This is a genomic window from Sphingobium psychrophilum (assembly GCF_012927105.1).
Classification (GTDB): domain Bacteria; phylum Pseudomonadota; class Alphaproteobacteria; order Sphingomonadales; family Sphingomonadaceae; genus Sphingobium; species Sphingobium psychrophilum.
This window is the reverse complement of record NZ_JABBFV010000040.1, coordinates 1-15409: the sequence shown is the minus strand read 5'-3', so window position 1 is coordinate 15409 and position 15409 is coordinate 1. Positions and strand designations below refer to the sequence as shown.

The 15409-nt window shown below is 56.2% G+C and carries 15 protein-coding genes and 3 pseudogenes; 11 read left to right on the top strand and 7 right to left on the bottom strand.

Annotation, left to right across the window (positions count from 1 at the left end; genetic code table 11):
• Positions 1-586: 586 nt before the first annotated feature.
• Positions 587-814, bottom strand: a complete 228-nt coding sequence (locus tag HHL08_RS25425; protein WP_206378082.1) for a site-specific integrase — start codon at positions 812-814, stop codon at positions 587-589.
• A gap of 17 nt (positions 815-831) precedes the next feature.
• Complete coding sequence (locus HHL08_RS25420; protein ID WP_206378081.1) at positions 832-1110, bottom strand: site-specific integrase; 279 nt, start codon at positions 1108-1110, stop codon at positions 832-834.
• Positions 1111-1318: 208 nt separating this feature from the next.
• On the opposite strand from HHL08_RS25420, the gene HHL08_RS24360 reads away from it, so the two are divergent.
• A complete protein-coding gene (locus HHL08_RS24360; RefSeq protein WP_169575465.1) occupies positions 1319-2485 on the top strand; it encodes a nucleotide sugar dehydrogenase in 1167 nt (388 codons plus the stop codon).
• A 3-nt stretch (positions 2486-2488) separates the two neighbouring features.
• Here HHL08_RS24360 and HHL08_RS24355 read toward each other — a convergent pair whose 3' ends face one another.
• Complete coding sequence (locus HHL08_RS24355; protein ID WP_169575464.1) at positions 2489-3322, bottom strand: phosphotransferase family protein; 834 nt, start codon at positions 3320-3322, stop codon at positions 2489-2491.
• 65 nt (positions 3323-3387) lie between these two features.
• Here HHL08_RS24355 and HHL08_RS24350 point away from each other — a divergent pair, with 65 nt between their 5' ends.
• On the top strand, positions 3388-3570 hold the full coding sequence (locus HHL08_RS24350; RefSeq protein ID WP_169575463.1) for a hypothetical protein: 183 nt from the start codon (positions 3388-3390) through the stop codon (positions 3568-3570).
• Between the two features lie 855 nt (positions 3571-4425).
• Positions 4426-4692 (top strand): DksA/TraR family C4-type zinc finger protein, encoded by a 267-nt coding sequence (locus tag HHL08_RS24345; protein WP_169575467.1) that lies wholly within the window; start codon positions 4426-4428, stop codon positions 4690-4692.
• Between the two features lie 390 nt (positions 4693-5082).
• Here HHL08_RS24345 and HHL08_RS24340 read toward each other — a convergent pair whose 3' ends face one another.
• A complete protein-coding gene (locus tag HHL08_RS24340; RefSeq protein WP_169575462.1) occupies positions 5083-5298 on the bottom strand; it encodes a MerR family transcriptional regulator in 216 nt (71 codons plus the stop codon).
• Positions 5299-5428: 130 nt separating this feature from the next.
• A pseudogene (gene istA, locus HHL08_RS24335) lies at positions 5429-6517 on the bottom strand (IS21 family transposase); the annotation flags it as partial.
• Between the two features lie 155 nt (positions 6518-6672).
• On the opposite strand from istA, the pseudogene HHL08_RS24330 reads away from it, so the two are divergent.
• The 8 genes and pseudogenes from HHL08_RS24330 to HHL08_RS24300 form a co-directional block, all read left to right on the top strand.
• Positions 6673-7143: pseudogene (locus HHL08_RS24330) on the top strand (DDE-type integrase/transposase/recombinase); the annotation flags it as partial.
• A gap of 240 nt (positions 7144-7383) precedes the next feature.
• Positions 7384-8562: a hypothetical protein gene (locus tag HHL08_RS24325; protein WP_169575461.1), complete on the top strand. Its 1179-nt coding sequence runs from the start codon at positions 7384-7386 to the stop codon at positions 8560-8562.
• A 5-nt stretch (positions 8563-8567) separates the two neighbouring features.
• Entirely contained in the window at positions 8568-9488 is a 921-nt protein-coding gene (locus HHL08_RS24320; RefSeq protein WP_169575460.1) for a glycosyltransferase family 2 protein, read from the top strand.
• Between the two features lie 65 nt (positions 9489-9553).
• Positions 9554-10189: pseudogene (locus HHL08_RS24315) on the top strand (WecB/TagA/CpsF family glycosyltransferase); the annotation flags it as partial.
• A complete protein-coding gene (locus tag HHL08_RS26360; RefSeq protein WP_408021806.1) occupies positions 10179-10412 on the top strand; it encodes a WecB/TagA/CpsF family glycosyltransferase in 234 nt (77 codons plus the stop codon). The pseudogene HHL08_RS24315 and the gene HHL08_RS26360, both read left to right, overlap by 11 nt.
• Positions 10413-10499: 87 nt before the next feature.
• Entirely contained in the window at positions 10500-10748 is a 249-nt protein-coding gene (locus tag HHL08_RS24310) for a helix-turn-helix domain-containing protein (RefSeq protein ID WP_169575459.1), read from the top strand.
• Positions 10738-10944 carry a hypothetical protein gene (locus HHL08_RS24305; RefSeq protein ID WP_169575458.1) on the top strand — a complete coding sequence of 69 codons (207 nt, stop codon included), beginning with the start codon at positions 10738-10740 and terminating at the stop codon, positions 10942-10944. The genes HHL08_RS24310 and HHL08_RS24305 overlap by 11 nt, the downstream gene beginning before the upstream one ends.
• A gap of 32 nt (positions 10945-10976) precedes the next feature.
• Positions 10977-12062 (top strand): IS5 family transposase, encoded by a 1086-nt coding sequence (locus tag HHL08_RS24300; protein ID WP_169575466.1) that lies wholly within the window; start codon positions 10977-10979, stop codon positions 12060-12062.
• 269 nt (positions 12063-12331) lie between these two features.
• On the opposite strand, the gene HHL08_RS24295 is transcribed toward HHL08_RS24300, so the two are convergent.
• Entirely contained in the window at positions 12332-13543 is a 1212-nt protein-coding gene (locus tag HHL08_RS24295) for an O-antigen ligase family protein (RefSeq protein WP_169575457.1), read from the bottom strand.
• Positions 13544-13835: 292 nt separating this feature from the next.
• On the bottom strand, positions 13836-15287 hold the full coding sequence (locus tag HHL08_RS24290) for an MOP flippase family protein (protein ID WP_169575456.1): 1452 nt from the start codon (positions 15285-15287) through the stop codon (positions 13836-13838).
• Positions 15288-15409 lie beyond the last annotated feature (122 nt).

Sequence of the window (15409 nt, the reverse complement as noted above, 5' to 3'; positions counted from 1 at the left end):
ATCAATGACGACAACGATATGAAGAGGGCCCCGATCGGGGCCCTCTTCATATCGTCAGGCCCGCATCACAGTGGCCTACTTTTACTCCGCCCCGATGGCCTGGAATCTGACCGCCGTTGACACCGCCCAGCGGGACGGATGATCGGCTTCGTTATCCTGCAACATCCGCACCGCCCGTGCTCGGACATCGGGTGCAAACTTGTTCGTCGTCTTGCTCATTTCGGTTCTACTTATTCAGAAGTTAGAGCCTCCAGCAAACCCGGGGCAGGTCAGTATTTTGGACACGCTAAGAACCGCAGCGCGCAGGCGAGCCAATCCCTATGAAGCTCGCGCGTGGCCAATGGCGACCTGCCGACTCTCTCGAAGGCGGTGTAGGTGGAGATGCGCTGGAGGGTGGTGCCGGCACCGATCTTGCTACTTATACTGCGCTTCAAATAGCGTACTTGTCGATCTATTGGCCCCGTCTATCAACACCTGCAATGCTGCGGGCGACAGCTGAGCGTCCGACGACCGCGATCGATGGTGCGGAACAGCGGCCACCTCTCCCTCGTGCAGCGCACATACCTCTATGTAAGAGAGCAGATAATCATCGAAAACATGATGGCAGGCATTTCATGGCGCTTGCCCCAATTCTCATGTAGTCGCAGCCATAGTTGCCGCCTTGCACGAACACGTCCTCCCGCTTGATCGCCAGCGCCGCCCTTACGCGAGCGAAGCTGTAGATCATGAGTCCGATGAGCGCCTGGTTACGCAACCCAGCCGGCGTTGAAATGTTGATCGCATCCAATAGCGCGCGTGCCTCTACGGCTTCCATCACAGGCGTCCCGCGCGCTATGCGCGGCTCGCGCAAGCTGGCGGGGGGGCGATCGCCTGCCCCAAAGTCTCGATCCACGCGGCGACATGGATGGACGCGATGTCGCTCAAGTTGCGCACGCCATGACCAAAGCACCAACTCAGGAAATCGCGCGCCGCCTTCGCATAGGCGCGCCGCGTATGCGGGTTGCGGATATTCGCCGCGAAAAATTCTAGAAAGCGCATGTGAACATGCGGCGGTGCCTCCGCGACGATCGGTGGCAGGGTCAGCGAAGACAGGTTGAGGGATGGTAGCATGTAAAACGGACCGAATTACAATCATATGTGATAAGGGATGTCCGTTATCACATGTTTGGCCAAGAGAGGGAGACATTGCGCTTGTTTCTCACGTGATGAACGGTTGCAAGTCGATCGCGTCCGACGCAGAGCGGATGAAGTGGGATGATGGATGTCTCGTCGGGGGCAGATCAACATCACTTTGACGCAGTGCGGGGGACAAGGAAGAATGAAGATCGCCGTTTTCGGACTTGGCTATGTCGGCCTGTCCAATGCCGTATTGCTGGCCCAGCATAATGAAGTGGTCGCGGTCGACATCACGCCTGATCGCGTCGACATGCTCAACGCGCGCAAGTCACCGATCGTAGACGCTGAGCTGGAATCGTTTCTCGCCACCCGCCCCCTCGATCTTACCGCAACGCTCGACCCGCAACAGGCACTGATCGGTGCCGACTATGTGATCGTCGCAACGCCCACCAATTACGACGTCGGCAGCAACAAGTTCGACACCTCCTCCGTCGAAACGGTGATCCAGACTGCGAAGGCGGCCAATCCCACCGCCACCATCGTCATCAAATCCACGGTGCCGGTCGGGTTCGTGGAAGATGTCCGCCGCCGCCTGGCGACAGATCAGGTAATCTTCAGTCCGGAATTCCTGCGCGAAGGCCAGGCGTTGCAGGATAATCTCCACCCCTCCCGCATCATCGTTGGCGAACGGTCGGACCGGGCGCGCATCTTTGCCGACCTGCTGTTGCAAGGCGCGGTGAAGAAGGATGTGGAAATCCTCTTCACCGACCCCAGCGAAGCCGAAGCGATCAAGCTGTTCGCCAACACCTATCTTGCCATGCGTGTCGCCTTCTTCAACGAACTGGACAGCTACGCCATCGCCCATGCCATGGACCCGCGCCAGATCATCACGGGCGTCGGCCTCGACCCGCGCATCGGGTCGCATTATAATAATCCCAGCTTCGGCTATGGCGGCTATTGCCTGCCCAAGGATACCAAACAGCTACTCGCCAACTATTCCGAAGTGCCACAGAACCTGATCCGCGCGATCGTCGAGGCCAACCACACGCGCAAGGATTTCCTGGCCGACCAGATCATCGCAAAGCGCCCCAAGAAGGTCGGCGTCTTCCGCCTAGTGATGAAGGCAGGATCCGACAATTTCCGCCAATCCTCGATCCAGGGCATTATGAAGCGGATCAAGGCCAAGGGCATCGAGGTAGTGATCTACGAACCCGCGATGCAGGAGGGCGCATTTTTCGGATCGCGGATTGTGCGCGATCTTGGCGCCTTCAAGCAGGAATGCGACATCATCATCGCCAACCGCATGACAGCAGATATCAAGGATGTGGCGGACAAGGTCTTTACGCGGGATCTGTTCGGGTCGGATTGATCTTCATGCGGGGCGCAGGCTGCCAATCCCGCTCCTGCGTAATGCCTTGTCCAGACAGCGGATGAAGGCGGGCGTCCGCCCTGCGTCGCGTGCGCGCAACCAGGCCAGTGCGACGACGGGCCGCCACTGGTCCATCTCCTGCGCCGTTACCTCGCTCGACCCCAGATAGCTTTTGCGCAACCGCCCCGCCGCCCAGTCCCGCCAAAGGTTCGTCACCCAGTCGCTCGGCCCAATGCCAAAGCGCATCAACATTTCGGATCGCACGGCGTCTGCCGCAGGATGGCCAGTCGCCGCCTTCGACCAGTCGATCACCATCATCCCCTGCGGCGTCATCATGACATTGCCCAGATGAAAGTCGCCATGGGTCAATGCGTCACCGTCCGGTAACGTCTCCAGATAGGCGATGGCTACCCGTTGCAGCGCGTCGGATGCAGGACCATAAGCGATATCGGTGGTCAGCACCTGCTTGAGCGATCGCAGCGTCCCGCCCCCTGCTCGACCCTCACCGGCCCTGTGCATGGCGGCCTGGATTTCACCCATCCGGTCCAGCGCCCAGCCCGCCCGCATCGGGTTGCGCCGTATCCAGTCCATCAGCGTCGAACCTTCAAGCCGGGGATAAATGATGCCCCGCCGGCCTTCCCATGCCTGCTGCCCGATCGCCGCTGCGGTCGGCACGCCGCAGGCACCGGCATGGATGGATACCTCGGCCTCGCGCGCGATCATCTCGTCCGACACGCTGTCGCCGAACAGCTTGAGCGCCCGCCCCTCGCCAATATCGAACAGTTCCGCGCTCGCGCCCCTGGCGATGAACGGATATGGGCCCGTGCTATAATTCATCCAGCCCTGTTATCAGACTCGCTGGCCATGGTCATGCCTCGTCCCGGCCAAGGCAGCGCGAATGGTTGGCCCTGCCGGACGATGGCAAGAGCTACACCCCGACCGGGCACGCGATCAAAAGCTGGCTGATGGGCGATCACGCCATCGCCACCAGCAAGGCGCTGTTCGAACTGTCCCTCTATACTGGCGAGATCCTCACCGACCTGTTCGGCGAAGACAGCTATTTTGCCGATGCAGGCCAGTTCTGACGGGCACAGGAGGACGCAATCGCCGCATTGGCGGAGGACTATCGCGAGGCCGGATGGACCGATGTCCTTTTCGTGCACCGGGGCGAGACCTTCCATCATTGGGAGCATGTCCATTGCCCGAAGAAGAAAGGCGGCCGCGTTTATATCGCGGTCGGCCATGGCGGCGACGTCGCGGTCCATGAGGGCTATATCAGCCAGACGGAAGCACGGCGTCTGGAACAGGGCGACGTGCTGGAAAAGCCGATCCGTCCCGAACTCGGCGCCCCCTTGGCCAGCTATGTCGATTTGCATCGGCATGCCGCCGTGCGGGCGAAGGTGGCGACTGCGCCGACCATCGCCCTGCGATTGATGCTCGCCCATACGATCAGCGGTAGCAGCCTGTGGCGGGTGGATGTGGTATCCCAGAGTGGCGCGACCGACGCGATCAGCGAGAGCGTCGAGACCTGCGCATCGGAAACAGCGTTCGATAGCAAACGGCGAATCGCGCTCGACCTGCTCGGGCTTTATCCCGACACCACGACCGTCACCGGCTATGGCTATGATCGCGACATCAACGCCCTGTTCGCGCGACTGCTGCCAGGCTGGCGGGTTGCGCGCACACCGCATCGCGCTCGAACCCAACGCTCCGCCCGAAACGGTGGAACGGCTGACGATCGAACTGGACCGGATGGCCACCTGGCTGGGGCTGGCGTCGGTCAGCGTCGGCGAGATGGTCCGGACGAGTTGATAGTCCGGCCCTATTCCTTCACCTTTGCTGGCATTGCACTGTCCTGGCACCGCTCTCCCGCACTTGGAAGTTCGCGTGCCGCCCCCCATATCGGGGAAGCAATTCCACAGCGACAAACGAGACCACGCATGGCCAATGGCTGGGCGCCCGATGGCGCCGTTCAGGAGCAGATAGACGACAGCATAAAGGATGCTCTCGATGCGGCGCGCAGTCGCCTGCCGAGTGGCGAAAGCCTCGATGACTGCGAGGTGTGCGGTGAAGAAATCCCCCAGAAGCGTCGCGAGGCGCTGCCGGGTGCGCGCACTTGCGTTGCTTGTCAGAGCGAACGCGACCGCGCGCATGTAGCCTTCGGCGCGATCAACCGCCGGGGCAGCAAGGATAGTCAACTACGCTGATGCGGCGGGCGGCCCGTCCCCCTGGTTCCGTCGCCGGTCGCGCCGGCCAGTTACCTTTAAGAGGGCATTGTCGGGAATAGGCCATAGGTCCGTCCAGAGCGGACCAAAGCTCCTATGTCCAAAACACCGCTGCCTTGCATGACAGGTTCACAGCGCGGCATTCGGCATGCTCTCATGGACGAGAGATTTTGCGCCCGGTCGATCGAAGCTTCAAAGTGATGGAAATGATCGACATGGCGGGCATGAAGATCCCCCCTTTATAACGGTCATTCTCCCCAATTGACGGAACTGGGGTGCGCTAAACTGCGCCGTGCGCGCCGTCCTTGCCTGTGCGCCCCTGTTCGGCATTGTGGTCTTCCAACAGCCAGGGATGCAACTTCCCAGGCGGCTCTAGGGCGGTCCCTCAGTGACGGGACCGGCATTGTCCGTCAGCAGCTTCAGGCTTCGATACTGCACCAAGGTGGCTCGCCCGACTTTTGTTGTTTCAAGGTCTCCGGACTGGATGAGTTCATAGATCCGGGACCGACTGAGGCCAGTGATCCGAACAGCGGTCGATATACGCACGGTGAGCGGCTCGATCTTCTTCTCCCAAGCGCGTTCGATCATGTCTGCCTCCGTGCCGCAGCTTCGCGCGATCGCCTATACGACCGATGGCGATTACCTCTTTGCCATGGATACGGCGCTTGGCGCCGCTGCTGCCTGTCCGATGCGCAGGATCGATCCTGTACTGCCGTCACCCCTCAAGAACCGGGTGCTCGGCAATGACCTGGCCCAGGTCTACGATCCGGATCTTGTCGGGCAACTGCTGGATTTCGACGACACGCCGGGTGCGATCGGGAACGCTGTAATAATTGCCGCCGACAGAGACCATCCCATCGTGGCTGACGCGGCGCTCCAGCTTCAGAACAGCGTCAAAGCGACCCGCCGGGAGCAGTTGCAACTCAGGCTGCTCAGCGGCGAAGGCTTCAGCAATAATCCGCTGCGTCGTGCCGTGGACACGGACGTTGGCGACGGTATCGAGCCAGTCGATCAGCTGGACATTGAGATCGTCCAGATTGCGGAAGCTCCGGCCCAGGAAGAAGTCCTTACGGATATAGCTGAACGGACGCTCGACCTTTCCCTTGGTCTTGGCCCGATAGGGACGGCAGGCGCGTGGCACGAAGCGGTAATGCCCCGCCAGAGCGAGCAATGATCGATTGTAGATGATATGGCCCTGATCATCTTCCCCGGTCACGGCGGTTTTCATGCGATCGTAGAGGATCTCGATCGGGATGCCACCGAGCGCTTCAAAGGCCTGCATATGACAGCGCAACAGAGTTTGGAGATCCTGGTGCATGACGTAGCGCGCAAACAGGAAGCGCGAATGTCCCAGCACCAGGCTAAACAGCCAGACGATCCGGCTGACGCCGGGCTCATCGGTAAATTCGACGACGAACCGGGCAAAGTCGACCTGTGCCTGCACGCCAGACGGCGTCTCGAACCGAACCTCGAAGGGCTTGGGGCCGTTTTCCGGTCGGATCGCTGCCAGGAACCGCTTTACTGCGGTATAAGCGCCCATATATCCCAGCTCACGGATTTCCCGCGTCAGACGCGCCGCCGTCAGATCGGGAAAGGCCGTCACCCGCTCACGCAAAAATTCCAGATAGGGTGCCAGTTTGTTCGGTCGACCCAGCATGCGCGGGCCGTAAACCGGGACCTCGACGCCCCGTTCGATATATTTTCGGATGGTCTTGGGGTCGCGACCAGTGCGTCGGGCAATGGCGGATATCGATACACCCTGCCGATGTAGTTCGAGGATCATCATCAATTCTCCAAGTCGGATCATCGGCCCCGTCTCCGCGTCTGCAAAGGAGATGAGGACAATGTCGGCTCATCTCATTCTGCCGGGGCTAGCCCCGGCAGAATGAGATGAAAGGGGCCACCAACAGGGAATTTTCAAAGCCCACTTTTGCGGAGAATTGCACGACCGACGACAGGGCAGGCTTTGTGTACGTGGCCTTCGTGATCGACGCCTATGCCCGGCGGATCGTTGGCTGGAAAGTCCGCACCTCGGCCACCGCCAGCTTCGTCCTGGATGCCCTGAAACAGGCAATCCATCCCCGCAGGCCCGGGCCTGAGGACGGCCTGATCCACCACAGCGACCGTGGTGTGCAATACCTCGCCATGAACTACACCCAGCGCCTGGCCGAAGCCAAGCTGGTGCCATCGGTCGGCAGCGTCGGCGACAGTTATGACAACGCCTTGGCCGAGACGATCAACGGACTCTACAAGGCGGAAGTCATCTGGCGGCAACGATCATGGCCAACCGCATCGGCGGTGGAAATGGCCACCCTGCGCTGAGTCGACTGGTTCAACAACCATCGCCTGTTCGGCCCCATCGTATACATCCCGCCCGCCGAGGCCGAGGCCAACTACTATGTAGCCCTTGAGACCCTCGATATGGTTGCATGACCCAAACCAAATAGCCTCCGGGCGGTTCAGATGAAGCGTTCGCCGAAGATGACGGCGAATTGCGCCTTTGCCATCGTCCATTCACGAGGCGGCATCTTCCACCCTAAACGAAACGCTGCTTCACGTTGCTGCCGCATGCCCCAGACACGTTGCCATCACATCAACCAACCATCATGAAAGAGTCGGATATCTACCTCTGACTGATAACATCAGCGATCACGTCACCGCCCTTTTGTAAGTATGCTGAACGGACTCTTAATTGTTGCATTGCGGCATATTGGCGCTTATCTAAGCTGGCTACCTGAATATTTGTTACATCTCGAAGCAAGTAGAGTGAGCATGGAATCAAGTCACGTTCGATCTAAAGATCAAGCAAAGAATAGTGTCTTAACACAATCCAAGAAGGCGATTCTCTATTATCTTAACACTCACAATTCTGCTTCCTATAGTTTTTGGACGAAAGCAAATATTTCTCCAGAAATAAAGATAGAGTCTCTGTGTGATATAGTTTATTCATTTTATCTTTTAGGAATAATGAATTTAATTGATCCGAGGTCTCCAGTTCTTTTCGCTAACATTCTTGCGGATACAGCGCTGTCTGGCTGGGAATGCGATGCCGATAGAAAAAAACTAACAGTGCATAATACAGCCTATGCGCTTGGAACTCTCAATCTTCTTGAAAATGAAGGTTTTGGGAATTTATACCAAAAAGCTATCGACAATAGACCATTTAAACCTGAATCTATTGTTACCATGTCAACTAAGACGCCGCGTTTTCCAGCTTGGCTTAGCCACCATAACTGGAGAGTTAGCCATTGGCTAGGAGGTGTACCCTCCATTTTGCTATCTGTTGGGCGCTCCTCGCTTGCAGAGGCGAGCGCAGCTCGCAAACTTGGCCTTGAGGTCCTGGCCAACACTAACAATTTGCTGGACAAAAAAACAGGCCTTATCCGGCTTTACCGTTCACGACTTCTCCAGAAAATTTTTCACCGTTTTTATGCCTTGCGTCATGACCCGATTCTCGGGGATCTGGGCGGTGTTGTGCATATTCTCTGGCTCAACCATGTCGAGAATATCGATTACGTCGCACAGCAGGCGCTATACGATGCTTCGGTCAAAGAATTTTTCCGGCATCGTCCTTTCATGGAAGGCACACCCTACTGCCTCGATTTCGACATTGTGAACATTGTCCGTACCGCAGCGGTAGGCAGTCAGATTTCCGCACCTGTCGTCGCAAGGGCCAACGGCATGCTGGCCGATATTGACACCTATTTCTCGCACTCGCTGTCGGAAAATTACCGGCTTCATCGCCTACCGGGTGCATTAGCGACAATGCACGAATGTGCCTTCATTGTCGGGGAGGACACCGCGCTGTTCGGTGCGCCAATAGATATCATCAAGATGGCTGGCTGGCTTTGACGCCGATGGCCATGCATCATTTACCCAGCTTCTCGGTCGTCATACCCATCTACAATCGCGTGGATCGAATCCGTGCCACTATCAATTCAGTTTTGTCGCAGACGTACCAAGACTTTGAAATCATTGCTATCGATGACGGGTCGAAGGACGATTGCGAAACAGTGATTCGCAATATTGGTGATCCGCGTATTCGTTTTTTTCGGCAGGAAAATGCCGGTGCAAATGTTGCGCGGAATCGCGGCATAGAGGAATCGCGAGGACGATACATTGCGTTTCTCGATTCGGACGACTGTTTCCTGCCGCACCACCTCGAGTCGGCGGTCGCTGCGCTAAGTGACAAGCCGGCTATCTACTTCGCGCAGGTGATCGCTGACCGTGGATGCGGCAACACATTCATCAAGCCGCCGCGCGCGCCCAAGGTCGGAGAAGCAATGTCTGAATATTTGTGCTGCGACATGGGTTTTGTTCAGACCAGCACCTTGGTGGTGCCTGCTTGGATCGCTAAGGAAATCCGGTATCTCGATTGGCTTCCCTATGGTCAAGATGTCGATTATGCGCTGCGCTTGGCGCATGCCGGCCATCCCTTTCTTTTTTCGGCAAAGGCCGACGCGGTTTGGGACGATGTCCAGACAGGAAAGCGGATATCGTCCGGATCACGGGGCGAGGTTAGGGAAAGATGGGCGCGTGAGAATCGGCATTTGCTCACAGATCGCGCTTATCGCGGTTTCATGGGCTGGCGGTCGGCCAAAGCCTATGCCGAGGGAGGCAAGCTGGCCAAGGGCGTATCACTGTTCGCGCGCTCGGCGGCGGCTGGAGCCTATGCGCCCAAGCACGCTGCCCGCGTCTTTCTTCAGGTGGCGCTGGCCGGAGGCATCTATCAAAAGCTGGTCAGCACTGTCTTAAACCGCAAGAAAAAGCATAAATAGAAGGCTAGAATGAACCAAAGACAAATGCCCCGGAAGTATGGGATCGATCGACAGGATTGGGATTGATGATGGACCAGCGCCTTGAGGATGGAAAAGCTCCCGTACTTATATGCATCGGCGGACTTCCCACCATTTGCCTGACCCGACAAGGTCTGGCCAATATCATGGTGAAAGATTGCAAGACCGCCCGGCTGTCCGGGGATGCCTGGCTTCCGTCCCTGGTATTTTCTTCCAATGGCCAAGGCGTAGCGCTAGCAGCCCAAGAGCCCGGATTTCGTGCCACAATGTGCGAAGCAGACTGGATTCACGCCGATGGCCAATCCATCGTATTCGCCAGTCGCCTGACCAAGGCTCCCCTGCCCGAGCGCATCGCTACGACCGATTTCATCCATGATGCCTCACAGGCCGCAGTAGCAAACAAGCTTTCCTTTTTTATGTTCGGAGGCAGTGAGAAGCAGAATGAGGCCGCGACCCTCGCTTTGCAGGAAATGTATCCTGATCTGATCATTGCCGGGCGGCGATCAGGTTATTTCCGGACCGAAGATGAAGAGGATATCTGCGCGCAGATCCGTGCCGCTAAGCCCGATATTCTCTGGATCGGTCTGGGCAAGCCCTTGCAGGAGCAATGGTCGGTGCGTAACCGACACCGCCTAAACGGTGTCGGCTGGATCAAGACGTGTGGTGGCCTCTATGCCTTTCTGGCCGGGGATGCCCCCCCGGGCGCCCCAATGGATGCAGAATTTGGGACTCGAATGGCTTTTCCGGACGATCAAGGAACCCAAAAGGCTTGGATGGCGCTATCTCACGACCAACCCTTACTCCTTCTATCATTTAATCGCGGGTACGAGGCGAATCCCGCTTGACCCCAAAAAGGAACATGGCCTGGGTCAGAAGAGAACGATGAGGGACGAACTTGTGATGTAATACCAACCTCCGATGATGCTGACTCACCAGGAGATTCCCAAGACGCCGAATTTCTGAATTTATGGCTGCCGGTTGGAGGGCATTGCCATGGGTGCAGCGATCGGATTGCGGGATGACTTTGACGTGCGGGGCTTGAGACGACTGGCGCGTGCGACAAGGAGCGCGAACCAGGGACAGCGACTGCGGGCTTTGGCGGAAGTTTATGATGGCGGCAGCCGCAGCGATGCCGCGCGTATCGGCGGAGTGACGCTGCAGATCGTTCGCGACTGGGTGGTGCGGTTCAATGCCCAGGGGCCCGGCGGTCTTGTCGACGGGAAAACTCCCCTTGTTGAATGATGCCCAGCGCCAGGCCCTTGCGAAGATCGTTGAAAGTGATCCGATCCCGGCGATCCATGGGGTTGTGCGCTGGCGGCTGATCGACCTGGCGCGGCGGCTCCATGGCGAGTTTGGCGTATCCTTGACGGAAACCGTGGGGCGGGAGTTGAAGAAGATGGACACCTCGAAAACTCTGGCGTTTGACAGGCAGATTTGATTCACTTCGCCGACGATATGTTGGAGGCGATGATGGCAAGTCAGCCGGGTTTCTTCGATCTTTCGGACCGGTACGATGCGCTGAGCGCGACGGGTGATCCACTGGAGCGATTGTCGGCTGTTGTGGATTTCGAGGTTTTCCGTGGACCATTGATGACGGCCTTGCGACGCAGTGTTCGGAGCAAAGGCGGGCGCCCGCCGTTCGACCCGGTGTTGATGTTCAAGATCCTGGTGTCGCAGGCGCTCTATTCGTTGTCGGACGAGGCAACCGAGTTTCAGATCAAGGACCGGTTGTCATTCCAACGGTTTCTGGGCCTTGGACTCGATGGCACTGTGCCGGATGCCACGACGGTCTGGCTGTTTCGGGAGCGCCTCGTACAGGCCAGAGCGATCGACCGGCTGTTCGCGCGCTTTGATGCCGCGCTTAAGGACCGGGGCTATCTCGCCATGGGCGGGCAGATCATCGACGCCACGGTCGTGCCGGCACCCAAACAGCGCAATACCCAAGCGGAGAAAGCAGAGATCAAGGAGGGATGCGTGCCGGAGGACTGGAAGCCGGCCAAGACCCGGCAGAAGGACTGGGATGCGCGCTGGTCGATCAAGTACAGCAAGGCCAAGGTCAGAGGGAGGGCGCCGACCCTAAGGGCGGCCAAGCCGGTTGATCTGGCCATCCCGATGTTCGGGTACAAGAATCATATCGGCATCGACAAAACCCATGGGCTGATCCGCACCTGGGATGCCAGCGCCGCCAATGCCCATGACGGCGCACGGCTGCCGGTTCTGATCAGCAAGGACAACACTGCCTCCGGTGTCTGGGCTGATACCGCCTATCGATCCAGGAAGAACGAGGCATTCCTGGCCAGTGGCATGTTCACCAGCCACATTCACCAGAGGCGCAAGCCGCGGCGACCGTTGCCTGAGCGGATCGCCAAGGCCAATACCCGGCGGTCCAAGATCCGCGCCCAGGTCGAGCATGTGTTCGCCGGGCAAAAGCACCGGATGGGGCTGGTCGTGCGCACCATCGGCAGCGCCCGCGCTACCATCAAGATCGGCATGGCCAACTTGGCCTATAACTTCCAGCGCCTTGCCTGGCTCGAAGGGCGAACTGCGCCTGCTTGATGTGAGCCAATGGCCACCGAAGGTAAACCCGACCCATGCGGCACCGGCAATATCGAAATCACCGACAAATACGCCGCAACATCACTCCTGCCATGCCGCCTCAATCCGCACCATCGAGCCTACGCCCAAATCCAACGGTTCTTCGAGGTGTCCAGCTGATCGATCAGCCCTGGCGCATCATGACGATCGGACGCCGCAAATGGGCATATGGGTCATGATCAATGCAGGTTGGGATAACAAGGCGGCACCACCTCAGTGCGATGCCACCTTCAGGGTTCATTAAGATCTCGATCCCCACTTTCTGACTGGGGAAGCAAGCTCGAATTGATAGCTTCTCCCAGCGCACGCTGAATTGCGATCACTATAAAAATAATGACAAACCAATGGAGCCGCTTGTCGATAAAATCAGGCTCAACGCAAGCGCGAATAAGCGCGCAAAACAGGCAAAGCAAAAGTGCGCGTGCGCCCCATATTGCTTCTGTCCTTGGCCTCATCGACACTAGTCGAAAGACAGCAGCTATTGCATTGACCAACATTGCCATCACTAGCAGCACCCCTACAAGGCCAAGCTGTCCGAACGTCTCCATGAACCCGTTGTGCGAATGTGATCCAACACGTGCGACAAATTCGTTAGTCGTGAAGTTCTCCAGCCCTGCCAAGCCGGAATATACGCCTTGCGTACCAGCACCGAAAAAAGGATGCGTAAGGCCGAGTTTAAGATTGGCATCCCAGATTAGCGTCCGATCGCTGATGGTCGCACCAGTATAGGGTTCGATCACGTAAACACTGAAAATCGGAAATATTACCATAATAGCCATAATCAGCCAACCGATCAACGGACCGCTAGTCGATCTGGACAGGCGATACAAGACCAAAGCTAGCGGAATGCCGATAACAGATGCAATAACTGACGTAAAGGAATCCGCGAAATGAAGAAAAACGGACGTTCCGACCAAATATATCCCTGAAACCAATCCAAACACTCCTCGAAATTTTGAAGTGAATAAAATGGGTAGCGCCATCATCAGGAAACCTGCTGCGTAGTTTTTGTGTATGAATCCGCCTCGCCAATCCCCTATCAACTCTACGCTCGACTGGAGATCGTCAACGTTTAGGTCATAAGCAGCTTGGTGGATGGCACGCATGGGCAGAAATTCTACACCAGCAAGAGAAGTAAATAGGCAGGAAAATATCACCCAATAAAGAAAAATAACATGATCTTCGGCTGTGCGCATTTCACTTGTTAGCACAAATATGGTTACGATAATTGCTAACATAGCTAGCGAGTTTTCAAGTGCATCTATGGGAACGGGACTCCAGAGGCAGCCTAGAAATACATAAGCTAAAATGGATAAAATCCATTTGCCACGGATAATGTCAGATACATAAATATTGCTTCGATAGGCAATGTCGATAATCGCAAAAATAGCGGCGCAACAATACAGTGCAACTCGACAATAGTTACCTATTGTACGCGCCATGCTCCCATGACCCCTTTGCAAAGAATATATTTCAGCATCACTTGGAAAAGGATTAAAACTGTAAGCAAGCAACACAAAGAATATAAGTGCAAGCCACCACCTAGCATAACTAAGTACAGGCGGAATTTTTCTACTATTCATACGATTGGTCTATCCATATCGTAGAGTACAATTTATAAAAATTGGCCTCTGCGTCCATCTTGAACAAGGATCCAGCCTGCATTTGATTTGCGAAGCGGTCGGCTCGTCCCCCCACGCAAAATGACAATGGCTTGCCGATCGCCAGCGATACTTATTTTACAATTCTGGGAAGAACGGCACTCATACGTAACATTTTTAGAAGGGAAATAACCCACTCCTTATTCACGATAAAGCTCACAAGGAAATAGATCGGAAAAAAAACGAACCCGCCCGCCAAAAGCGACAAATAGTGATTATGTATTATCATGGACATGGGAAAAGCCGTCATACCTGCGATCAGAGTACTTATAAATGGACGCACGAGTGTCATGTGATATTGGACAAACCGCAAACCGGTAATTACTTTCACATGCGCGACCCAAAATGTCGGAACCAGAATCACATACAGAATTGCCAATACATAGGCTATCGCTGCAGCGCCCAGATATTGTGCAGCAAGAACTGCTGAAATGACGACAGCGATCGTAACGAAGAGGGAGGATAGCATTGCCCGGTTTACGCGTCCGGTGCCCAGCAACAGGCTTCCCATCGGGTTTCCAATCGAGCGGAACATGCACCAGATGGCAATGGCCTGCATGTAGGGGACAGAAGCCGACCAAGCTGGTCCCAAAAAGACAGCCGTGCACTGCCTGGCAAACAGGAATACAAATCCAAAGAGCGGTATGTTCACTGATGAGGTGAATAATATTGTGTTGAGATATATTCTCGACAGCTCGACTTTGTTGCCTTGCGCCCGGGCGATTAACGGAAAGCCGATGCGTGTCACGATCGGGTTGATTGTCATCATTGCCCTGAAGGTGAGTTCTCTAGGCTGAGTGTAAAGACCTACGGTGGTCGTATTGAAGAACCGGCCCATCACAATAGTATCGGCCTGGGCGCCAATCAGGTTGAATAGACTGACGATGACGGCGCGGCCGCCAAAGTGCATGAGATAGGTGATTTCGCGAAACTCAATCAGCGGCAGAAGCGATGCCCTCCATCCCTTGATCCGAAGATAGCCTATTGAGGAAATCGTAACCGTAGCCAGATAGCCAAGTACAAGCGAAAAGACTTCCGCGCCGCTCAGGGCGCACAGGATCGCAACTAGCACGCCGCATGCATTTGCTAGAATTTCAATGCGTGCCAGTGAGTCAAACCGAAGATCCTTTTCGGCAAGCGCCTTAGCCTGTTGCCCGAGCGACAATATAACAAAGGCGAAGCTAAGGGTACTAAGAACCGGTCCAAGTTCGTCTTTGCGATAGAAATGTGCAATCGCCGGAGAAAGGAAGAACAGCGCCGCGCCTAAAACAATCCCCATCAATACGTTGAGCCAAAACAGACTCGAAAGCGCCCTATCCGAAATGTCTCTGTGTTGAATTACCGCGTTGCCAAGGCCGAAGTCCGTAAACAGGATCATCGAATTAATTACGGTCAATGCCAAGGCCTGGATACCGAACGATGCCGGAGAGAGAATCCGCGCTAGAACAACGACTTGGCCTACCGCCAGCGCAGCGCGTACGCCCGTTGACAAGGTCGTCCATCTGACCGATTTATAGGCACTCACGTCTCAGAGCCTGATTCATAATTATCCGATGAAATTTCATAGTCTTGCGATGCGACGCGCGAATAGCTGGATGGAAGCTATGAACAGCCACGCAGTTGCCGATGCGATGGTCTGTTCAAAGT